16 protein-coding genes and 6 tRNA genes are annotated in these 21,711 nt (G+C 66.0%); 18 read left to right on the top strand and 4 right to left on the bottom strand.

The genetic code is table 11. The features are described from left to right. Positions 1–213: 213 nt before the first annotated feature. Positions 214–1,356 carry an LPS export ABC transporter permease LptF gene (gene lptF / locus HMPREF9440_RS08130; protein WP_008543214.1) on the top strand — a complete coding sequence of 381 codons (1,143 nt, stop codon included), beginning with the start codon at positions 214–216 and terminating at the stop codon, positions 1,354–1,356. Continuing rightward, positions 1,356–2,480, top strand: coding sequence for an LPS export ABC transporter permease LptG (lptG, locus tag HMPREF9440_RS08135; RefSeq protein ID WP_008543215.1), 1,125 nt, complete (start codon positions 1,356–1,358; stop codon positions 2,478–2,480). The genes lptF and lptG overlap by 1 nt, the downstream gene beginning before the upstream one ends. 45 nt (positions 2,481–2,525) lie before the next feature. Here lptG and uvrA read toward each other — a convergent pair whose 3' ends face one another. Then, positions 2,526–8,177 carry an excinuclease ABC subunit UvrA gene (gene uvrA, locus HMPREF9440_RS08140; protein ID WP_008543216.1) on the bottom strand — a complete coding sequence of 1,884 codons (5,652 nt, stop codon included), beginning with the start codon at positions 8,175–8,177 and terminating at the stop codon, positions 2,526–2,528. Between the two features lie 182 nt (positions 8,178–8,359). On the opposite strand from uvrA, the gene HMPREF9440_RS08145 reads away from it, so the two are divergent. From HMPREF9440_RS08145 to HMPREF9440_RS08170, 6 genes are all read left to right on the top strand, one after another. Next, a tRNA-Ala gene (locus tag HMPREF9440_RS08145) sits at positions 8,360–8,435 on the top strand. 7 nt (positions 8,436–8,442) lie between these two features. Beyond that, positions 8,443–8,518: transfer RNA gene (locus HMPREF9440_RS08150), tRNA-Glu, on the top strand. A gap of 83 nt (positions 8,519–8,601) precedes the next feature. After that, positions 8,602–8,677: transfer RNA gene (locus HMPREF9440_RS08155), tRNA-Ala, on the top strand. Positions 8,678–8,689: 12 nt separating this feature from the next. Beyond that, positions 8,690–8,765: transfer RNA gene (locus HMPREF9440_RS08160), tRNA-Glu, on the top strand. A 104-nt stretch (positions 8,766–8,869) separates the two neighbouring features. Continuing rightward, positions 8,870–8,945: transfer RNA gene (locus tag HMPREF9440_RS08165), tRNA-Ala, on the top strand. A 12-nt stretch (positions 8,946–8,957) separates the two neighbouring features. After that, a tRNA-Glu gene (locus HMPREF9440_RS08170) sits at positions 8,958–9,033 on the top strand. 131 nt (positions 9,034–9,164) lie between these two features. Here HMPREF9440_RS08170 and HMPREF9440_RS08175 read toward each other — a convergent pair. After that, complete coding sequence (locus HMPREF9440_RS08175) at positions 9,165–9,464, bottom strand: HPF/RaiA family ribosome-associated protein (protein WP_008543217.1); 300 nt, start codon at positions 9,462–9,464, stop codon at positions 9,165–9,167. 386 nt (positions 9,465–9,850) lie between these two features. On the opposite strand from HMPREF9440_RS08175, the gene HMPREF9440_RS08180 reads away from it, so the two are divergent. The 7 genes from HMPREF9440_RS08180 to erpA all read left to right on the top strand — a co-directional run bounded on the left by HMPREF9440_RS08180 (position 9,851) and on the right by erpA (position 16,487). After that, positions 9,851–10,603, top strand: a complete 753-nt coding sequence (locus HMPREF9440_RS08180) for a hypothetical protein (protein ID WP_008543218.1) — start codon at positions 9,851–9,853, stop codon at positions 10,601–10,603. A 273-nt stretch (positions 10,604–10,876) separates the two neighbouring features. Beyond that, on the top strand, positions 10,877–12,367 hold the full coding sequence (glpK, locus tag HMPREF9440_RS08185; RefSeq protein ID WP_008543219.1) for a glycerol kinase GlpK: 1,491 nt from the start codon (positions 10,877–10,879) through the stop codon (positions 12,365–12,367). A gap of 2 nt (positions 12,368–12,369) precedes the next feature. Further along, the gene (locus HMPREF9440_RS08190) at positions 12,370–13,923 is read left to right on the top strand and encodes a glycerol-3-phosphate dehydrogenase/oxidase (RefSeq protein WP_148516580.1); all 1,554 of its coding nucleotides are present in this window, start codon (positions 12,370–12,372) and stop codon (positions 13,921–13,923) included. A 180-nt stretch (positions 13,924–14,103) separates the two neighbouring features. Further along, a complete protein-coding gene (locus HMPREF9440_RS08195; RefSeq protein WP_008543222.1) occupies positions 14,104–14,715 on the top strand; it encodes a MarC family protein in 612 nt (203 codons plus the stop codon). 344 nt (positions 14,716–15,059) lie between these two features. Then, on the top strand, positions 15,060–15,488 hold the full coding sequence (gene rplM / locus HMPREF9440_RS08200) for a 50S ribosomal protein L13 (protein ID WP_008543226.1): 429 nt from the start codon (positions 15,060–15,062) through the stop codon (positions 15,486–15,488). 21 nt (positions 15,489–15,509) lie between these two features. After that, positions 15,510–15,902: a 30S ribosomal protein S9 gene (gene rpsI / locus HMPREF9440_RS08205; protein ID WP_008543228.1), complete on the top strand. Its 393-nt coding sequence runs from the start codon at positions 15,510–15,512 to the stop codon at positions 15,900–15,902. 201 nt (positions 15,903–16,103) lie between these two features. Beyond that, positions 16,104–16,487 (top strand): iron-sulfur cluster insertion protein ErpA, encoded by a 384-nt coding sequence (erpA, locus tag HMPREF9440_RS08210; protein WP_008543229.1) that lies wholly within the window; start codon positions 16,104–16,106, stop codon positions 16,485–16,487. Positions 16,488–16,534: 47 nt separating this feature from the next. On the opposite strand, the gene HMPREF9440_RS08215 is transcribed toward erpA, so the two are convergent. Together HMPREF9440_RS08215 and HMPREF9440_RS08220 are read right to left on the bottom strand one after the other, a co-directional pair. Next, the gene (locus tag HMPREF9440_RS08215) at positions 16,535–17,674 is read right to left on the bottom strand and encodes an anhydro-N-acetylmuramic acid kinase (RefSeq protein WP_008543230.1); all 1,140 of its coding nucleotides are present in this window, start codon (positions 17,672–17,674) and stop codon (positions 16,535–16,537) included. 48 nt (positions 17,675–17,722) lie between these two features. Next, the gene (locus HMPREF9440_RS08220) at positions 17,723–19,297 is read right to left on the bottom strand and encodes a M23 family metallopeptidase (RefSeq protein ID WP_008543231.1); all 1,575 of its coding nucleotides are present in this window, start codon (positions 19,295–19,297) and stop codon (positions 17,723–17,725) included. Positions 19,298–19,481: 184 nt separating this feature from the next. On the opposite strand from HMPREF9440_RS08220, the gene tyrS reads away from it, so the two are divergent. The 3 genes from tyrS to HMPREF9440_RS12155 all read left to right on the top strand — a co-directional run. Next, positions 19,482–20,717 (top strand): tyrosine--tRNA ligase, encoded by a 1,236-nt coding sequence (gene tyrS, locus HMPREF9440_RS08225; protein WP_008543232.1) that lies wholly within the window; start codon positions 19,482–19,484, stop codon positions 20,715–20,717. A 1-nt stretch (position 20,718) separates the two neighbouring features. Continuing rightward, positions 20,719–21,177: a D-aminoacyl-tRNA deacylase gene (dtd, locus tag HMPREF9440_RS08230; RefSeq protein ID WP_008543233.1), complete on the top strand. Its 459-nt coding sequence runs from the start codon at positions 20,719–20,721 to the stop codon at positions 21,175–21,177. Between the two features lie 182 nt (positions 21,178–21,359). Further along, positions 21,360–21,711, top strand: a 352-nt coding sequence (locus HMPREF9440_RS12155; RefSeq protein WP_245523595.1) for a YbhB/YbcL family Raf kinase inhibitor-like protein, incomplete at its 3' end; no start/stop codon positions are given.

Raw genomic sequence — 21,711 nt, forward strand, 5'->3', positions numbered from 1 at the left:
TGAAAGTAGGACATCGCCGGGCTCGCCATTTCAAAACCCCTGATCTCGAAAGAGTTCGGGGGTTTTGTTTTTTGGGTTTCAATGTGGCCTCGCTGATCCCTCAAAGAAGCCGCATCGTCTAAAATCCCAATACTTTAGATCGACGGGTTCCGCCGCCTGCTGCGCGGCTTCTTCCGCGCGCCCGGTTCCCGCACACAACTCCATTCGCCCCACATGATTCTCAAACGGTCCTTCATCTCTGAGCTTACGAACAGCGCGGGCGGAGCCTTCACGGTCATGTTCACGATCGTGCTCGCCGTCGGCATGGTTCAGGTGCTCAATCTTGCGGCGGGCGGACGCATCGGTTCGGCCACCGTGCTCGAGATGATCGTCTATCAGGTGCTCGGGAATCTTGCCCCTCTCATCTCGCTCACGGGCTTCGTCGCCGTGCTGATGACGATGATGCGCTGGTGGCAGGACAACGAAATGGTCGTCTGGTACTCCTCCGGCGGCCGCTCGCTCCTCTCCTGGATCGATCCCACGCTCCGCTTCATCATTCCGATCGCCGTCCTCGTGGGCGCGCTCTCGCTCGTCGTCACGCCCTGGGCGAAGGCGCAGTCGGAACTGATCCGCGCCGAATTCAAGCAGCGCGATGAGGTGAACGCCCTCGCTCCCGGCAAGTTCATCGAAAGCATGGGCGGCCGCCGCGTCTTCTTCATCGAGAGCCTCGGCGACCGTGAGAACGAAGTGGGCCGCGTCTTCCTCGCAGAACAGAACGGCGACAAGGAAGTCGTCGTCAACGCCGCCGGCGGCAGCATCGAAGTGAACCGCGAAGGCGACCGCTACGTGGTGCTCCACGACGGCCGCCGCTACGAGACGAACCGCCAGACGGCGGAGACCCGCGTCGTCGAATTCGACAACTACGGCATGCGCCTCGACATCAAGGTCGACACGCAGCTGCGTGCGAGCCGCCTGGTTTCGCAGCCGCTCCCGCTTCTTTTGGCCGATCCCACGGCGGAGCACCAAGGCGAGCTCGCCTGGCGTCTCTCCTGGCCCCTGGTGACCTTGAACCTTGCGCTCCTGGCGCTTCCTCTCTCCTGCACGGCACCCCGCGCAGGGCGAAGCCTCAACCTCATCATCGCCGCGCTCTCCTTCATCCTGTACCTGAACGGCATCTCGATCATGCAGACCTGGATCGAACAGGAGCGGGTCGGCTTGTGGAAGGCCTTCATCGGGATTCACAGTGCGGTCTTCATCCTCGCCGTGATCCTCTTCATCCGGCGCGTCTACATGCAGCGCTGGCTTCCGGCTCCGGCCGCCCAGGCGGTCAACCGCCTGAGGCTGCGCTTCCACCGTCGTCGTGAGGGAGGCCGCTGATGAGAGTCGTCACCAAGCAGTTCACGAAGGAGGTCCTCCTGTCGACCGCCTTCGTCCTCTTCGTGCTCGTGGCCCTGTTCGGCTTCTTTGAGCTCATCCAGCAGTTGGAGGAGGTCCGCGCCGACTATCCGATCTCGCTCGCGCTGCTCCTCACTGGCCTGACGCTCCCCTTGCGCGTCTACGAGATCATGCCGATCGCGGTGCTTCTGGCCGCGGTCTACACGATGTCGCGTTGGGCGTCCACGTCCGAATTCACCGCGCTTCGCGTGGCGGGGCTCTCGCCGCTGCACCTCACCTCGGCGCTTCTCATCCCGGGGATCGTCCTCGTGGGGCTCACCTTCACGATCGGCGAATACGTCTCCCCCTGGGCGAGCCGCTATGCGCTCACGGCGGAAAGCCAAGTGCGCGACCGCGCGATCACGGCCCGGGGGTTCGATTCCGGCGTCTGGGTGCGCGACGTCGTCGAGAACGAGCGCATCCGCTACATCAACGTGAAGGCGCTCTCCGCCGCGGACCGCTCGTCGACGGGCGCCTGGCGCATGTTCGAGTACGACGCGGGCGGGAGGCTCCTGCGCATGGTGCACGCCGAGGCCGCGCGCTTTGAGCGCGGCCACGGGTGGGAGCTGCGCGACGTGCGCATCGTCGAATATCCGGAGATCGACCGCGAGGACCCGACGGCTCCTCAGGAACCGATCCGCGTGACGCAGGAGAAGGCCTACTACCTTCCGTCCGAAGTCGGTCCCGACATTTTGAACGTCATGACCTCGAAGCCCGAACACATGTCGATGCAGGACCTCGCGCGCTACATCGCGCATCTGGAATCGACGGGGCAGAGCGCGGAGCGCTACCAGGTGACGCTCTGGAGCAAGGCCTTCTACCCGGTGGCCGTCCTCGTCATGCTGGCGCTCGCGATGCCCTTTGCGTACATGAACGCGCGATCGGGCGGTCTTGCGATCAAGATGTTCTTCGGGGTGCTGATCGGGATTCTCTTCTACGCCCTCAACAACGTCTTCAGCTACGTGGGGACGGTGAACACGTGGCCGCCGTTGGTGGCGACGTTGACGCCATCCGTCGTGATGCTCGCACTCGCCGCAGGCGCGATGTACTGGGTGGAGCACCGATAGCTCAAACGAAGAGGCCGGCCGTCCCGAGGACGACCGGCCTTTCTTTTACTTCGCCTTGGAGGCCTTGGCATCCTTCGCGGAAGTCTTCTTCGGCTTCCTGTGCGCGAGGAACGCCTTCAGCGCCCGGCCCGTGTGCGTGGCCTTCTTCGAGAGCGCCTTCGGCGTCCCTTCGCCCACGATCCGGCCGCCTCCTGCACCGCCCTCGGGACCGAGGTCGATCACGTGGTCGGCGCTCGCCACCATGTCGAGGTCGTGCTCGATCACGAGCACGGTGTGCCCGGCTTCGACGAGCCGCTCCAGGACCTCGATCAGCTTCGCGACGTCGGTCATGTGAAGCCCCACGGTGGGCTCGTCCAACACGTAGAGCGTGTGGGGGCTCGACGCCCCGCGGATCTTCGAGAGCTCATAGACCAACTTGATGCGCTGCGCTTCGCCGCCCGAGAGCGTGGGCGAAGGCTGACCCAGGGTGAGGTACCCGAGCCCCACGTCCTGAAGGAGCTGCAGGGGCCGCGCCACGGTCGGCATCGACTCGAAGAAGACGAGCGCGTCGTCGACCGACATGTTGAGGACGTCGCCGATGGTCTTCCCCTTCCAGCGGACGGCGAGCGTCTCCGGATTGAAGCGCGCGCCGCGGCAGGTCTCGCACGGGACCTGCACGTCGGGGAGGAACGCCATCTCGACCGTGCGGAAGCCCATGCCCGCACAGTCGGGGCAGGCCCCTTCGGTACGGTTGAAGGTGAAGCGTCCGGGCCCGAAGCCGCGCTCCTGCGCGTCCGGGGACTGCGCGAAGAGGTCGCGGATCGCCTGATAGAACCCGACGTAGGTCGCGGGGCAGGAGCGCCGGGTCTTGCCGATCGGCGTCTGGTCGACTTCCAAGGCGCGCCGGATCTTTTCCACCCCTTCGATCCCGTCCGTGTGGCTCCAGGCGGGCGTTTGCCCGGGCTTCGCGTGAAGCGCTTCGGTGAGGTTGCGGAAGAGCACTTCGCGCGCCAACGTGGATTTGCCCGACCCCGAGACGCCGGTCAAGGCCGTGAGGCGTCCCAACGGGATCTCGACCTTGTCCAAGGCGAGGTTGTGCATGCGGACGTTTCGGAGCACGAGCTTCGGCGTGTCGGCCTCGACCGGGTGCCGGCCTTCACCCGTGTGGGTGAGGGGCTCGGCCAGGGCGCGGCCGGTGACGGAGTCGGGGTTCGCCGAGATCTCCTCCACCGTCCCCATCGCGCGGAGTTCGCCTCCGCGCACGCCCGCACCCGGACCGATGTCGATCACGCAGTCGGCGTGACGGATCGTCTCCTCGTCGTGCTCGACGACGAGAAGCGTGTTCCCGAGCCGGGCGAGCTCGCCCATGGCGTCGAGAAGCATCGCGTTGTCGCGCGGGTGAAGACCGATCGTCGGTTCGTCGAGGATGTAGCAGGCCCCGCGGAGCGCGGTCCCTAACTGGCTCGCCAAACGGATGCGCTGCGCTTCGCCGCCCGAGAGCGTCGGCGCGCTGCGGTCGAGCGTGAGGTAGCCGAGCCCCACGCGCTGCAGGAACCCGATCCTCGAGCGGATTTCGGCCAGAGCGTCGCGCCCGATCGCCTCTTCGCGCTCGGTGAGTCGGAGCGCTTTCAAGCGCTCCGCCGTTTCGTCCACCGTGCGGGCTTCGCACTCGTGGATGCCTTCGCCCTTCCAGCGGACGGCGCGCGCGACGGCATTCAACCTCGCGCCGTTGCAGTCCGGGCAGACCGTGCGTTCTTCATCCGGGTCCGGCGTCATGTCGCGGTCAAAGGCTTCACCCTTCTTGATCGCGTCGCGGATGCTCTTCGCGACGACGCCGTAGCCCATGCAGGTGGGGCAGACGCCGACGTTCGCGTTGTAGGAGAAGAGCCGCGGGTCGAGTTCGGGGAAGCTCCGCGCGCATTCCGGACAGGCGTTCGCCGCCGAATAGTAGTGGGAGCGCCCGGTCGCGGGATCCCAAACGGTGAGCGACTGGAAGCGCGAGGCGACCAAAGCCTCCTCCACCTTCCCGTGAATGTCGCCCTTGGGGTCCACCTCGGCGATGGGCCAGTCGATGTTGTGCTCGACCGCGCGCTTCAGGGCCGGGACCTTCTTTTCGATCGACACCCATTCGCCGTCGATCAGAAGCTCCTTGATGCCGGACGCCTGAAGGGCCTCCATTTCCTTGCGGGCGGGAGCCTTCTGGTGGCGCACCAGCGGAACGAGGAGCCGCACCGAGGCGGCGTCGCCGAACGTCTCCCGGATCGACTGCGCGATCGCCTGAGGGGACTGCGCCTCCACCGGGACGTTGCAGTCCGGGCAGTACTGCGTCCCCAGCTTCGCGTAGATGAGGCGCAGGAAGTGGTGGAGTTCCGTCATCGTCGCGACGGTGCTCCGCATGCCGCCTCGGCTCGTACGCTGTTCGATCGCCACCGTGGGCGGAATCTCGCGCACGGCGTCGACGTCCGGCACGGGCGGCGGCTGCACCATGCTGCGCGCGTAGGCGTTCAGGCTCGACAGATAGCGCCGCTGGCCTTCCGCGAAGACGATGTTGAAGGCCAAGGTCGACTTCCCCGAGCCCGAGGGGCCCGTCACGACCGTCAGCGCATTGTGCGGAATCGCGGCGGTGAGGTTCTTGAGGTTGTGCTCGCGCGCGCCTTCGACGGCAATCGCGCGCTTCTCCAAAAGGAGCGACTGCATCGAGCGGCCCATCGCGCGGGTCGGGATCGCCGGGACGCGGAAGGGTTCGCGCTTCTTTTCCAAGGGCGGCAGATTGAAGAAGCTCTCGTGGTTCGCGTCCCCCGCACGCGCGCGCCGCCAGGCGGCGAGCGCCGTGCCGGTGAGCGTGGCGGCGTCGCACATCTGGTCGGGCGTGCCCGTGAAGACGACCTGACCGCCTTCGTCGCCCCCGCCCGGACCCATTTCGATCACGTGGTCCGCGCAGTCGAGGACGTCGAGGTTGTGCTCGATCACGAGGACGGCGTGTCCGGCCTTGATGAGCTTGTCGAAGACGCCGACCAAGCGTTCGACGTCGGCGAAGTGAAGTCCCGTCGTCGGTTCGTCGAAGACGAAGAGCTTCGTCTTGGGGCGACGACGGTTCCCGAGGCTCTCGGCCAAGTGCGCGGCGAGCTTGAGGCGCTGGCGCTCCCCGCCCGAGAGCGTCGGAAGGGGCTGCCCCAGCGTGAGGTAGCCGAGCCCGACTTCACGCAGGTGCGTGAGTTTGGGCGCGAAGCCCTTGATGTCGGCGAAGGCTTCCGCCGCTTCGTCGACCGTGAGGTCGAGGATCTCGGCGATGTTGAGGCGACGGCCGTCGGCGGTCGGGATCCGGACGTTCAGCACCTCGGGGATGAAGCGCTTCCCGCCGCATTCGGGGCAGGGGAGAAGCACGTCCGAGAGGAACTGCATTTCGATCTGCTCGTAGCCGGACCCCAGGCAGTGGGGGCAGCGGCCCTTCCCCGCGTTGAAGGAGAAGTCGACCGCCTTGAAGGGCGCGCCCGTGCGTTCGGCCTCGGCGGCCAACGCGTCGCGCAGGTCGCCGTAGGCACCCACGTAGCTCACGGGGTTCCCGCGGGCCGTGCGGCCCATCGGGCTCTGGTCGACGAAGATCACGTCGTCGGGGCGCGTCCCCGTGACGACGCCCGAGGGCGCTTCGCCCGTCAGGGCCGGGACGAGCACGTCGGCGATGAGGGTCGATTTGCCCGACCCCGAGACGCCGGCGACCGCCGTCAGGCCCTTGAGCGGAAAGTCGACCCTGAGGTCGCGCAGGTTGTGCATCGTCACGTGTTCGAGCGTGAGGACGGGCGCCTCGTCCAATCCGGGCGTGCGCTCACGCGAGATGATGCGTCGGCCCGAGAGGTACTCGGCCGTGAGGGTGGTGCCCGCCAACATCTCGCGGGTGGTGCCGTTGAAGAGCACCCGGCCCCCTGCGGCGCCGGGGCCCGGCCCCAGGTCGACGATCCGTTCGCCCGCCAGCATCACCTGCGGGTCGTGTTCGACGACGACCGCGGTGTTCCCGGCCGCGACCAAGCGGCGGAGCACTCCGTTCACGCGGTCCATGTCGCGGGGGTGAAGCCCGATGCTGGGTTCGTCGATCACGAAGAGCGTGTTGACGAGGTTGGTGCCGAGCGCGGTCGTGAGGTTGACGCGTTCGACCTCGCCCCCGGAGAGCGTGCGGCCCTGGCGGTCAAGCGTCAGATACCCGAGCCCCACGTCGGTGAGAAAGCCGATGCGGGCGACCACTTCGCGGAGCACCATCGCTTCGCTCTCGTCGCGGGTGTTCGCGAGCATCCCCTCAAAGAACCCGCGCAGGCTCCCGACGGGCGCGCTCATGAGTTCGTGAATGTTGAAGCCGGGAAGCGCGTCGTAGGCTTCCGCCGGCATGTCCGTCCCCTGAGGGACGAAGCGCAATGCTCCGCGGGAGGCTTCGGGGAGGCTCTTGATCAGCGTCTCACGCGCCTCCTTCGTGCCGTAGCGCCAGGCGAGGCTCTTGGGGAGAAGCCGTGCGCCCCCGCAGGCGGGGCAGCCGTCGTAGGAGCGGTAGCGGGCGAGAAGCACGCGCACGTGCATCTTGTAGTTCTTCGTTTCCAGCCATTCGAAGTAGCGGCGGATCCCGTACCACTCGCGCTTCCAGTCGCCCTTCCAAAGGGGAGAGCCGTCGGTCACCCACCGGCGCTCCCAATCGGTGAGGTCGCGCCAGGGGACGTCGGTGCGGATCCCTTCGTTCTTCGCGCAGCGGATGAGGTCCTCCTGGCAGACGCGCTGCGTGCCGCTTCGCCACGGGCGCACGGCGCCCGCGGCGAGGCTGAGCGACTCGTCCGGGATGACCAACTTCATGTCGGTCTGAATGACGCGGCCGAACCCGCGGCAGAGCGTGCAGGCGGCGACCGGCGAATTGAAGCTGAACTTGTTGGGCGTGGGAGCGGAGAACGTGCGCCCGCACGTGGGACACACGCGACCCTCGCGGTAGCGGGCGAGCAGTTCGTCCTCACCCTCGTCGTTCCGCACGAAGAGGAGCGCTTCGCCCGAACCCTTTTCCAGCGCGGTCGAGACCGCTTGGCGGGCGCGGGAGACCTCCACCGCGTCCGCGCGGAAGCGGTCCGCGGAAACCGTGAGGATCGTGCCGTCCTTCGTCTTCCTCCTCGCGATGATGCGGGTGAAGCCCTGGGCGGAGAGGCCGTTTTCGGCGGTTTCGATCGGAAGCGTCTTCGGAACGCGCAGTTCGAACGCCCACTGGATGCGGGCGTCGGGCTCGGGGAGTCGCGCCATGGCGTCCTGCAGGATCGTCTCGGGCGTGTGCTCGGGGACCGGAATCCCACAGTGCGGGCAGAAGAGTTGGGCGTGGTGCCCGAAGAGGAGCTTCAGGTGGTCGTTCAACTCCGTCATCGTCCCGACGGTCGAGCGCGAGGTGCGGATGGCGCCCTCCTGGTCGATTGCGATCGCGGGCGGGACGCCTTCGACGGCGTCCGCCTTTGGACGGTTCATGCGGTCCAGAAACTGACGCGCATAGGGACTGAAGGTCTCCACGTAGCGGCGCTGCCCTTCGGCGTAGAGCGTGTCGAAGACGAGCGAACTCTTCCCCGAGCCCGAGAGCCCCGTCACGACGGTGAAGCTCCCGACGGGAATGTCCAGGTCGACCGACTTGAGGTTGTTCTGCCGCGCGCCACGGATGCGGATGACGTTCTCATCGGGGGTGGCGCCGCGCACGGCTTCTTCGTTCTTCACGATAGTCCTCTGTGAAAAATCTGCGATGTGGGATGAGCGTAGCAAATTCGGCGGACGCGCTCGCGGGGTCCCCCAGCGGGGAGGGAAGCTGGAAATCTCGTATGTAAGCAATTGTAAGAAATCACCTAAGCACTCTTGCCAAGTCGAAAGAACTTCTGCATAATCCAATTTCTCCGATTTACGGGGGATTAGCTCAGCTGGGAGAGCGCTTGCATGGCATGCAAGAGGTCAGCGGTTCGATCCCGCTATCCTCCACCAAGACGAAGTCCCTATCGTCTAGAGGCCTAGGACACGACCCTTTCACGGTCGGTACCGGGGTTCGAATCCCCGTGGGGACGCCAAACAAAGAAAACCCGTCAGGTCAGCGCCTGGCGGGTTTTCGGCTATTTATGAGAGGGTTGGTTTTTTCCGGCCCTCGCCCCGTGGGGGATTAGCTCAGCTGGGAGAGCGCTTGCATGGCATGCAAGAGGTCAGCGGTTCGATCCCGCTATCCTCCACCACACTTCGTTCGGGTCCCTATCGTCTAGAGGCCTAGGACACGACCCTTTCACGGTCGGTACCGGGGTTCGAATCCCCGTGGGGACGCCAAGCTTCCGAAGTCCGGAAGCGCGTGCGGACGAGGTGGAAAGAGGGGCAGTGAAAAAATTTGCATGTTGCGGTCTTTCTCTGATAGAATCGCGATTCCCTGCTTCGGGGGATTAGCTCAGCTGGGAGAGCGCTTGCATGGCATGCAAGAGGTCAGCGGTTCGATCCCGCTATCCTCCACCACACTTCGTTCGGGTCCCTATCGTCTAGAGGCCTAGGACACGACCCTTTCACGGTCGGTACCGGGGTTCGAATCCCCGTGGGGACGCCAAACAAAGAAAACCCGTCAGGTCAGCGCCTGGCGGGTTTTTGGCATTTGCGGACTCCGAAAGAGGAGCCTTCCGCGACATCCCCGACCGCGCCGGCGGTCCGGACGCTCTGGGTCGGGGTGTCGGGGCGTCGTCAGTGATGACGGCGCTTGTCGGCTTCTTCCTTGACGGAACGGCGCACGACGTCGAAGACTTCGTTGATCGCGGCCATCACGTCCATGTTCGAGCGGGAGACGACCACTTCATGGCCGCTCGCCGTCAGGGTGACCTGCACCGTAAAGGCGCCGATCGTCTGGTGACCTTCCTGCGTCACCGTGACCTTGCACGGACCGAGCTGATTGTCAAAGCGCTTCAGACCCTCCACTTCCTTCTGAACGGCCGTTTCGACGGCGGGGGAACGATTGATGCCATGAAAGACGATCTGCAGGGGCATAAATACCTCACTTGAAACACCCACGCAAACGGGGGGAGGATCCGTGTCGGACCGGTATCCCGGAGCTTGCACCGGAGGGTTCCGGCTCCCGGAGGAAAGTCCGGGAATCCGTCCTTGTTTGATTCAAGTTTATGCCCAAACGCCCGCCGTTGTGGAGGGGTGCCCCGCGCTCTTTGTTCTAGGCTAGAAAAGGTGCATTCTCTCCGGCAAGGTTCGGGGCTCATCCCTTACAATGCGCGCATCTTCTGATTGGGGCGTGCGAAGCGGACCCGCCCGGGTCCCGACGTCGACGATTCATTAGAGGCGCGCCCTCCCGTACCCGTCCCGAATTCCGCAGCCGTCCGGCCGGCCTGGCCCGACGGCTCTTTCCTCCGTTAGGAACCACCATGGATCGCAAGTTCAAAGACAACGGCCCGCGCCGCGGCTTCAGCGACCGCCGTGAAGGCCGCTCCGACCGTTTTGAGAACCGTGACCGCGGCGAAGGCCGCTCCGACCGCTTCGACCGTTTTGATCGATTCGACCGTTCGGACCGTCAGGAACGCTCGGACCGCCGTTTCGACCGTTTCGACCGTGCGGACCGCGCCGAGCGCTCCGACCGCTTCGAGCGTTCCGACCGCCGCTCCGACCGCCGCGAAGGGTTTGAGCGCCGCGAAGGCGACTTCCGCGGCCGCCGCGAAGGCTTCGCCGGCCGCCAGGGCGGCAAGCGCTTCGAAAAGAAGGGTCCGCGCCAGGACTTCGGCGTGCGCTCCGGCCCCCGCGCCCGCGCGCTCGAAACGCGCCGCTTCGCGGACCGCAGCGACTTCGCGAAGAACGCGATGGTGCGCCTTGACGCCGACATCGCCGACTACTTCGAAAACGCCGAGGCCGTCAACAAGGTGCTCCGCATGTTCGTCGAGGCGAGCCTCCTCGTGAAGAAGCCTGAGCCCAAGGCCGAGCCCGCGATCGAACCCGAAACCGCCGCGACGCTCTTCGCGGAAACGGACCTCGAGGACGACGACGAAGCCGAATACGGCGAAGCGCTTGAGCTCGCCGAGGCTGAAGCCGAAGAAGCCGAGGAAGCCGAGGAATCGGCTGAGGCCGCCGAAGAGGCCGAAGAGGCTGAAGAAGCCGCCGAAGAAGACGCGAAGAAGTCCGAATAAGGACGGCTCCGCGACACTTCGCACCGGGGCGCCCCGCACGGCGCCCGACCCCCGCGCCCGGGCCGAAAAGCCTCGGGCGCGCGGTTTTTGAGGGGCCCCGAACGAGGGTACCCGGGTCTTCGGTTCGACTCCGATGAAAGCCCTAGCCCTGAAAAGCTAATTCTTAAGGCGGATGACAGTCTTCCTCTCGTACAATGCGGGGCGAGATCCCATTACGAGGCCCGAGAGGCCTTTCGAGTGTGCCCGCGGCAACCCTGCCGGCGGCCTCATCCGATGAAGTACATCCTTTCCCTTGACCAGGGGACGACGAGTTCCCGTGCGCTGCTCTTCAACCACCGTGCGCAGGTGGTGGCCCTGGAGCAGATGGAATTCCGTCAGTTCTACCCGAGCCCCGGCCGCGTCGAGCATGACGCCGAAGAAATTTGGCGCACGCAGCTGGCCGTCGCCCGCGCGTGCCTGCGCAAGGCGGGCGTGCGCCCCGAAGAGCTCGCCGCCGTGGGCGTCACGAATCAGCGTGAAACGACGGTGATCTGGGACCGCAAGACCGGTCGCCCGATCGCTCCCGCCATCGTGTGGCAGGACCGCCGCACGTCCGAGCAGTGCGAAGCGCTCGTCACCCGCGGCCTCGAAGAGGTCGTGCAGGGGAAGACGGGTCTGCGCATCGACAGCTACTTCTCCGCGACGAAGATCGCGTGGCTCTTGGACCGCGTTCCGGGCGCGCGCGAGCGCGCCGAAAAGGGCGAACTCGCCTTCGGCACGGTCGACACCTGGCTCATCTGGAACCTCACGGGCGGCAAGGTCCACGCGACGGACGTCTCGAACGCGTCGCGCACGCTGCTCTGCGACATCCACACCTGCCGCTGGGACGACGAACTCCTTCAGATCTTCAACGTGCCCGCCGCGATCCTCCCCGAAATCCGTCCGAGCTCGGGCGACTTCGGCGTGACGGCGGAGTACCTCTTCGGGCGCACCGTGCCGATCGCGGGCGTCGCCGGCGACCAGCAGGCGGCGACCTTCGGTCAGGCGTGCTTCGATCCGGGGTGCGCGAAGAATACCTACGGGACCGGGGGCTTTCTCCTCATGAACATCGGCGAGGAGGCGAAGCTCTCGAACCACCGCCTCATCACGACCGTGGGTTGGTCGATCGGCGAAAACCGCCCGGTCTATGCGTCCGAAGGCAGCGTCTTCATCGCGGGCGCCGTGGTGCAGTGGCTGCGCGACGGCCTCCAATTCTTCAAGAGCGCCGAAGAGATCGAAGACCTCGCGGGGAGCGTCCCCGACAACGGCGGCGTCTACCTCGTGCCCGCCTTCGTGGGCTTGGGCGCCCCGCATTGGGATGCGGACGCCCGCGGCCTCATGATCGGCCTCACGCGCGGGACGACCCGCGCGCACATCGCCCGCGCCGCGTTGGAAGGGATCGCCTTCCAGTGTGCGGAAGTCTTGGACGCGATGGGGCGCGACGCGAGGATGCCCTTGAAGGAGCTCCGCGTCGACGGCGGGGCCTCCCGCAACAACCTTCTCATGCAGTTTCAGGCGGACCTCTCCGGAGTGCCCGTCATCCGTCCCGCCATCACGGAGACGACCGCTCTCGGGGCGGCCTTCCTCGCGGGGCTCGCCGTCGGTCTTTGGGCCGACCAAGAGGAAATCTCGTCGCTTTGGCGCGTCGACCGGGTCTTTGAACCGGCGATGTCCGACGACGAACGCGACAGTTTGATGAACCAATGGGAACGCGCCGTGGGGCGCGCCCGCAAATGGAATACATGACCATGTCTGAAGTCAAGCCCATCATCCGCGCCGACGAGCTGGCGCGCCTTCGTGAAGACACCGTGTGGGACGTCGTCGTGATCGGCGGCGGCGCCACGGGCGCCGGCATCGCGGTCGACGCCGCGTCGCGCGGTTTGAAGACGGTGCTCGTCGAGGCGCAGGACTTCTCCGCGGGCACCTCGTCGCGTTCGACGAAGCTCATCCACGGCGGCGTGCGCTACATGAAGAACCCCCGCGACTGGGGTCTCGTGCGCGAAGCGCTGAAGGAACGCCGTCTCCTCATCAAGAACGCCCCGCACCTCGTGCACAGCAAGCCCTTCATTCTTCCCACGTACAAGAAGTGGGAGCGTGAATACTTCACCGTCGGTCTCGGCTTCTACTCCGCCATGACCTACGGCGGCTACGGCATCGGCCGCACGTCTTCGCTCTCGCGCGAAGAAACGATGTCGCGCCTGCCCGGCGTCAAGGCCGAAGGCCTCATGGGCGGCGTGCAGTTCTATGACGGCCAATTCGACGACGCGCGTCTGAACATCGCCCTCATGCGCACCGCGCACGAGCACGGCGCCGTCACGCTCAACTACTGCCCGGTGGTCGGCATCGACTACAAGAGCGGCTGGATTCAGGCCGTGAACGTCCGCGACGAAAAGACGGGCGAAACGATCCGCGTGCGCACGAAGATGGTCTTCAACGCCGCGGGCGCCTGGGTCGACCCGATCCGCCGCATGGTCGATCCGGAAGCGAGCACGCTCGTTCGCGTCTCGCGCGGTTCGCACATCCTTTTGGACAAGTCCTTCATGCCGGGCGAAACCGGGATGCTGATCCCGAAGACCCGCGACGGGCGCGTCCTTTTCGCGATTCCCTGGCACGACATGCTCCTGGTCGGCACGACCGACGTCGAGCAGCGCGACGCCGAGTTCGATCCGAAGGTGAGCGAAGAAGAAATCAACTTCATGATCGAAACGGCCTCGGGCTACCTTGAAAAGCCCATCACCCGCGCCGACGTGAAGGCGACCTTCGCGGGTCTGCGTCCGCTCTTCAACCCGACCGCGACGGGGTCTGCCGGCTCCACCGCCAAGGTCTCCCGCGAACACGCCGTCATCCCCGAATTCGGGAACATGATCACGGTGACGGGCGGCAAGTGGACGGCCTACCGCAAGATGGCCGAACACGCCATGCTGGTCGCGACGCTGCGCCACTTGATTGAGCCGCGCCTCTGCGTCACGAAGGACCTCCCGATCGTCAACGACGAACGCTTCGACCCGGCCGCGATCGAAGTCGAAGCCGAAAAGAGCGACGCCGCGGACGAGAAGGTCATCGCCTACGCGCTCCACTGCCGCGACTACGAAGCCGCGGTCACGGCCGAGGACGTCCTCTACCGCCGTCTGCGCCTGGGCCAGATGAATTCCGCCCGCACGGAGGCGCTCCTTCCGAAGGTCGCCGCCGCGCTCGAAGGCCGCGAATGGACGCCGGATGCGGCGCCCGAAGTCGCCGAAGTCGCGGAAGTCGTCGAAGCCGTCGAAGTGACGGAAGCGGCGGAAGAAGGCAAGGACGCCTGATGAAGATGCGCGGCGCGTGAGGCGCCGCGCAAGACTTCCCGCCACGGAGCTCCCGGCATGACGTCGGGCGCTTCGCCGTTTTTGGATCCCCGCGTTTCTCCCTTTTGCGCGCGGACCCCGAAAGGACGGAGAATACGGGGCGCAACACCCGCATCTTTTCAAGCCAAGGATCAAAGGACTATGGAGTACGGTTTCTGGGGCGCCCTCACGCTCATGGTGCTGATGGCGGACCCGCTCGGCAACATCCCGATCGCGCTCGCGTGCCTGAAGAACGTGCCGAACGAGCGGAAGAACATCGTCTTGGCGCGTGAGTGCGCGATCGCGATGGTGATGCTCCTTCTTGCGATGTTCTTCGGCCGGGGCGTCCTGGAGGCGATCGGGCTCTCGGACGCCGCACTCTCGATCGGGGGCTCGGTGATCGTGATGCTGATCGCGATCCGCATGGTCTTCCCGCAGGCCGAAGGCGTCTTCGGCGAGATTCCCGGGGGAGAGCCCTACATCGTGCCGCTCGCCGTCCCGGCGATCGCGGGACCCTCGACCTTGGCGACCATCATGATGCTCGCGGCTTCGGGTCCCGAGCGCATGTGGGAGTGGGCGGCGATCGTCGCGATCACGTGCGTCGTGAGCTTCTTCGTGCTAGCGTCGGCCGAGTGGATGCAGCGGCGCCTGGGTGAGAAGGTGACCCTCGCGATCGAGCGTCTGACGGGCCTCATCCTCGCGATGATGGCGACGCAGATGTTCCTCTCGGGGCTCGAATCCTACATTTCCCGCTTCATGCCGGCGGCGGGCTGAGTTCGGCCCAAGGCCGGCCGGGGCGGAGAAAGCGCCCCGGCGCCCGGAGGGAATCGAAAAAACAGGGCGTGTCTGTGGACACGCCCCTTCTTTTATGGGTAAAATCCGCTCCCTGACTTTGTGTCGCGGATTGCTTACCCCATCGTTTTTCCACTGGCGCCGCGGCTTCAAACAGAGTCGGAACAAACCTTATTCATTTCGGCGCGCCGCTGTCGTCGGGCCCTCAGGCTCCGCTCGGTTGCGTCGGATTTTTTGTTTTTATCGTCCCATCGGCCGCGTGCGCGACAAAGAAGCGGCGCCATCCGCTGCGTCCGGCGACGGGATCTTACTTTTAGGTGAACGCAATGAAGACCTTCTCGGCCAAGCCGCTTGAGGTTAAGCGCGACTGGTTCGTGGTCGATGCCAGTGACAAGGTGCTCGGCCGTCTGGCCAGCGAAATCGCTCTGCGCCTGCGCGGCAAGCACAAGCCCGAATTCACGCCCCACGTCGACACCGGCGACTTCATCGTCGTCGTGAACGCCGACAAGCTCGTCCTCTCCGCCGAAAAGGCGTCGAAGAAGACGTACTACCGCCACACGGGCTACCCCGGCGGCATCTATGAAACGACCTTCCAGGAAATGCAGGCGAAGCACCCGGGCCGCGCGCTCGAAATCGCCGTCAAGGGCATGCTTCCGAAGGGTCCCCTCGGCTACGCCATGATCAAGAAGCTCAAGATCTACGCCGGCGCCGAACACCCGCACACCGCCCAGCAACCCAAGGTCCTCGACCTCTAATTCCCTGAGAAGGCATTCAAGATGATCGGTAACTACAACTACGGCACCGGCCGTCGCAAGAGCTCGGTCGCCCGCGTCTTCATCAAGCGCGGTACGGGCAAGATCGTGATCAACGGCCGTTCGCTCGACCAGTACTTCAACCGTGAAACCGGCCGCATGATCGTCATGCAGCCCCTCCAGCTCACGGAAAACGTCGAAACGTTCGACATCATGGTCAACGTTTCCGGCGGCGGTGAATCCGGCCAGGCCGGCGCCGTCCGTCACGGCATCACCCGCGCGCTCATCGACTACGATGAAGGCCTCAAGGCCGTTCTTTCGAACGCCGGCCTCGTCACCCGCGACGCCCGTGAAGTCGAACGTAAGAAGGTGGGTCTGCGCAAGGCCCGCCGCGCCAAGCAGTTCTCGAAGCGCTAACCGCTTCGCCGAACCGGCAGCAACAGAAACCGCCGCGAGCTCACCGCTCCGGCGGTTTTTTGTTGCACCTCGGAGGCACGACGCCCGATGCGGATCGTGTAGGATAGTCTCCTCAGCAAAATCAACATCCGGAGGCCGCGCCCGGACACCCCCGGCGGAGCCGATGAGCCCCGCGCCCTCCGACATCCCGAGAGATTCCAAATGACTGAACAGACCCAGACGACGGCCGCTCAGGAAGAAGTTCCCGAGCTCATGCCCGATCCGATCAACTTCACCGACGCCGCCGTGGCGAAGGTGAAGGCGCTGATGGACGAAGAGGGGAACCCCAACCTGAAGCTCCGCGTCTTCGTGCAGGGCGGCGGCTGCGCCGGCTTCCAGTACGGCTTCACGTTCGACGAAGCCCAGAACGAAGACGACGCCGTGATGGAAAAGGGGGGCGTGACGCTTCTCATCGACTCGATGAGCTACCAGTACCTCGTCGGCGCCAAGATCGACTACAAGGAAGATCTCTCGGGCGAACAGTTCGTGATCGACAACCCCAACGCCGTCACGACGTGCGGCTGCGGGTCGTCCTTCTCGGTCTGAGGAAGACGAAGGACGAAGGGGCCTCCTGACGAGGCCCCGCAGGCGGCTCAGTTCGCCGGATAGAGGGCTCCGAGGATTCGGGGCCCTTTTGCATGGGTGACGGCGGGGAGGTTCCCGGGCGTCTTCGTGAGGAACGCGTCCGCGAGCCAGGCGAAGGCCGCGCCTTCGACCATCATCGGGTCGAGCCCGGCCTCGGCCGTGCTCCCGAAGGTGAGCTCGGGCGCCGCGTCGCGCAGGCGCGCCTCCAGGGCCGCCATCATGACGGGGTTGAGCGCCCCGCCCCCGCAGACGAAGAAGCGCCGCAGCCCCGGCATGGCCTTCAAGGCCGCCTCCGCCGCCGTGCGGGCGGTGAGCATCGTGAGCGTCGCCGCCACGTCTTCGTGGCGGAGGCTCTGGGCCGAGGGGTGGCGGAGCTTCTCTTCCAACCACGCGGGCGAGAAGTACTCGCGGCCGGTCGACTTCGGAGGGGGAAGTGTGAAATAGGGGTCGGCCAAAAGATGCGCGAGCCAAGCGTCCGACACGCACCCCGTCGAGGCGACGCGGCCGGCGTCGTCGAAGGGGCGCCCGAAGTGCGTGCGCATCCAATGGTCGAGGAGCATGTTCCCGGGGCCGGTGTCGAACCCGGTGACGGGGGCCTCGTCCCCCGCAACGGGCACGAGCGTCACGTTGGCGATGCCGCCGATGTTGAGAAGCGCCGTCGGCAGGTCGCCTCCGAACATCTTCGCGTGGAAGGCGGGCACCAAGGGGGCGCCTTCCCCTCCGGCCGCGACGTCGCGGCTACGGAAGTCCGCGACGACGTCGATTCCGGTGAGCTCCGCGAGGAGCGCCGGGTGGTTGAGTTGAATCGTGAAGCCCCGCTGCGGGCGGTGGCGGATCGTCTGACCGTGGCTCCCGATCGCGTCGACCGCGCCGCGCGTGAGGCCCGTGGTCCGGAGGAGCGCTTCAATGACTTCCGCCCCGTGGCGCGCAAGCGCCACCGAGGCGTCTCCCATGCGTTCGATCTCGTCGGGGGCGTCGCCCAGGGCGAGCGAGAGGAGGTCGCGGCGTAGCGCGTCGGTGAAAGGCAGGTGCGCGTGCCCCAGCACCTCCATCCGGTTTCCCGGACCGAACCTCACCATGACGGCGTCTTCGCCGTCGAGGCTCGTGCCGGACATGAGGCCGATCGTGGTGCGGATGTCGTTGGGCATGGGGCGGATCCTCGCTTTCGGGGCGGCGGCGCGAAGGCGCTCAGAGCCTTACGCGCCCTTGTCCATTTCGGTCGGGACGGTGCGTCCGGCCTTTTCGTCTTCGAGCGCCTTCTGGTCGGCGCGGCGGACTTCCGCTTCGCGCTCGGCCTCTTCGCGGTCGGCGCCGGCCTCCGCCGCCTTCTCGGCTTCGGCGTCGCGAAGCGCCTTTTCGCGCTTGATCTCCGACGGCAGCGCCTCGCCTTCGCTCTTCGCGGCGGCGTCGAACCGTTCGCCGTAGAGGACGGCCCGGGCGCGAAGGAGCGCGGTCTGGTAGGGCGAGAGGTTTTCCGTGTCGGGAAGATCCGCCGTCTTGGGGTTCACCTGCACGCCGTCGATCATGAGTTCGTAGTGAAGGTGCGGGCCCGTCGCCAGCCCCGTCATCCCGACGTAGCCGATCACCTCGCCCTTTTCGACGCGGCGGCCGACGCGCATCCCGCGCGCGACCTTCGACATGTGGGCGTAGACCGTCGTGCGGCCCGCGCCGTGGTCGATCTTGATGTAGCGGCCGTACCCGCGCGCTTCGTAGGCGATGGTGCGGATCACGCCGTCGGCGGCGGCGAAGATGCGCGAGCCCGTGGGCGCGCGCAGGTCGGTGCCGTTGTGGGCGCGCAAGACGCCTGTGACGGGGTGACGGCGCAAGGGCGAAAACTCGCTGCTCACGTCTTTGACGTCCAAGGGGACGCGCATGAAGGTTTGCGACGCCGACCGGCCGTCAAGCGTATAGAACCCAGCCGCCTGCCCGCTCGTGAAGCGGAAGGCTTCGGAGACTTCGTCCCCACGGACGATCTGCACGGCGAGCAGGTCGCCGTTCCTGACGAAATTCCCGTCCGCGAACTCCTTCGCGTAGACCAGGCGGATGCGGTCGCCCTGCTTGAGGTCGTTCACCGGGTTGCGGCCCCCTTCCCAAACGTTTTGGAGCGACTCCGCCACGTTGGGCGGAATCCCCATCGTGCGGACGGTTTTGGCCCAGGACTTGTCGAACGACCCCGAGAGCAGCGTCTCTTTGGCTTCGAACGTGTAGGGGAGCGTGCGCACCGTCAGGTCTTCGCCTTCGCGGAGCACTTCGACCGTGCGGCCGTCGCCGGAAGAAGGACCTTCAAGGTAGAGCCGGAGGTACGCGAGCCGCCCGCTCTCATACGTTCCCGACGAGACGAACTGCCCGCCCTGCGGGAGCACGATCGCCTGCGCTTCGGGCGTGCGGCGCACGAAGGCCGCCGCCTGCGCGTCGCGGATCCCGAGCTCGGAAAAGAGCGAGAGGAAGGTTTCGCCGGTGCGGACGAGGGTCGACGCGGTGCGGATGTTCGAGCGGTCCGTGAGCGCTGCGACGGTCTTGGAGAGGTCCGGGGGCGTCACCGCCACGGTGCGCACCGCCGAGGGACTCTCGGCGGATTCCAAGGAGGGCCCCAAAAGAAAGACCGCGCCCGCCGCCGCGGCGACGCCGCCCACCATCCCGGCCAGCACGGACCAGCGCGCGCGGGCGCGCGAAATCGGCGCGCGCTTCTGCGCGAGCATGTGGCGCTGCCAGTGAAGGTAGGCCGAGCCCACGCTTCTCAGGCTGTTCGCGATGATCGACGGTCCGGTCATGGGAGGTTGCTATTAGGCGGCGTGATGCAAAACAGCGCTCATTGTATCAACGGGGCGGCGAGATCCCGCGTACGGACGGGGTTTTGAGGGGGCGCGGAAACACTTCGTGTTAAAGTGCGTGAACGGCCGCAGGGGGCTCGACGATGCGCCCCCGCCATGCGGCGAGACCTGGATAGAGAACAAAATGACTGACAAGAAGTTTCCCGTCACGGACGAGATCCGTGAGGCGATGGCGTTGATCCGCCGCGGTACCGACACGTTCCTCATCGAAGAGGAGTTCGAACAGAAGCTCGCGCGCTCCAAAGCGACGGGTGAGCCGCTTCGCTGCAAGCTGGGGTTGGACCCCACGGCTCCCGACATTCACATCGGGCATACGGTGGTGCTCAATAAACTGCGCCAGCTGCAGGACCTTGGGCACCAGGTGATCTTCCTCGTGGGCGACTTCACCGCCGCGATCGGCGATCCGTCGGGCCGCAACGCGACCCGTCCGCCGCTCTCGCGCGAACAGATCGAAGCGAACGCCCAGACCTACCTCAATCAGGCCGGGATGGTGTTGGACCTCGAACGCACCGAAGTCCGCTACAACTCCGAATGGAGCAACGCGCTCGGCACGACGGGCCTCATTCAGCTCGCGAGCCGCTACACGCTGGCGCGCCTCTTGGAGCGCGACGACTTCGCGAAGCGCTACGCCGAACAGCTCCCCATCGCCATGCACGAGCTTCTCTATCCGCTCATGCAGGGCTACGACTCGGTCGCCTTGAAGGCCGACCTCGAGTTGGGCGGCTCGGACCAGCGCTTCAACCTCCTGGTCGGGCGCGAACTTCAGCGCCAGTACGACCAGGAACCGCAGTGCATTCTGACGATGCCGCTCCTCGTGGGTCTCGACGGCGTCGTGAAGATGAGCAAGAGCAAGCACAACTACATCGGGATCACCGACGCCCCGAACGACATGTTCGGGAAGGTGATGTCGATTTCCGACGACCTGATGTGGAACTGGTACGACCTCCTGTCGCTGCGCGGTAACGACGAAATCGCGACGCTTCGCCGCGAATGCGCCGAAGGCCGCAACCCGCGCGACGCGAAGGTGCTGCTCGCCAAGGAAATCGTCACGCGCTTCCACAACGCTTCCGCCGCGGACGCGGCGGAAGCCGAATTCAACAACCGCTTCCGCGCGGGCGCGGTGCCGGACGACATCGAGTCCGTTGAGGTCGAATCGGTCGACGGCCAGATCGGCGTCGCCGCGATGCTCAAAGCCGCCGGCATGGTCGAATCGAACGGCGAAGCCAACCGCAACATCGATCAGAAGGGCGTGCGCATCAACGGTGAGACCGTCACCGACCGCGGCCTGAAGATCAAGGCGGGCGAAACGCTCACCGTGCAGGTGGGCAAGCGTCGTTGGAAGAGGATTACGGTGAAGTGACGTGATCGTCCTGCTGCAGCGCGTCGACGGCGCTTCGGTCGACGTGGTCAAGGAGACCGGCGTCCGCCGTACGGGCGAAGTCGCCCGCGGGTTTCTCGCGCTCGTCTGCGCGGAGCCCGGCGACGGGGCCGAAGCCGTCCGAAAGCTCGCCCGCAAGACCGCGAAGCTTCGCGTCTTCGAGGACGAAGCCGGGAAGATGAACCGCTCGGTCGCCGACGTGGGCGGGCGGGTGCTCGCCGTCTCGCAGTTCACGCTCGCCGCGGACTGCATGAACGGGAACCGCCCGAGCTTCTCGGGGGCGGCCGGTCCCGAAGAGGGACTCGCGGGCTTCAACGCGTACGTCGAGGCGCTGCGCGCCGAAGGCGTTGACGTCGAGACCGGCGAATTCGGCGCGCACATGCGCGTTTCGCTCGTGAACGACGGCCCCGCGACCTTCTGGCTCCGGATGCCTCCGGCCTGAGCGCACGGGAAGCCGTCCGGCCGGCGCCGACAACAAGCGGTCTGTCTCCCGCAGCGGAGACGGGCCGTTTTTTTTTCTAAGTCTTTCAGCCGATTCGGATGCCGCATTTCTCCGGGTACACTCGGAAGGACTTGGGTCGGCTTCCTTTGGCCGACCGCGCATTTTTTCTCGGAGGCCTTCCCATGGAGCTTCGCTCGACGTCCTTTGATTCCTACGGCTTCATCCCCGAACGCTTCGCCAACGGCCGCATGGCCCCCTCGGGCGAAACGGTGAAGGGTGAGAACCTTCTCCCGCAGCTCGCCTGGGAGGGCGTCCCCGAAGGGACGAAGACGTTCGTCCTCTGTTGCATCGACGACGACGTGCCGACGGGGTGGAACGACCGGGACCTCTCGGGCGAAATCCCCGCCTCGCAGCCGCGCCGCCGGTTCGTGCACTGGGTGCAGGCGAACGTCCCCGCGGACGTGCGCGAAGTCGCGGAAGGCACCGGCCGCCGCGACGTGCCGGGCGCGGCGGGCCTGAACGACTACGTTTCGG

It is taken from the genome of Sutterella parvirubra YIT 11816 (genome assembly GCF_000250875.1).
Classification (GTDB): domain Bacteria; phylum Pseudomonadota; class Gammaproteobacteria; order Burkholderiales; family Burkholderiaceae_F; genus Sutterella; species Sutterella parvirubra.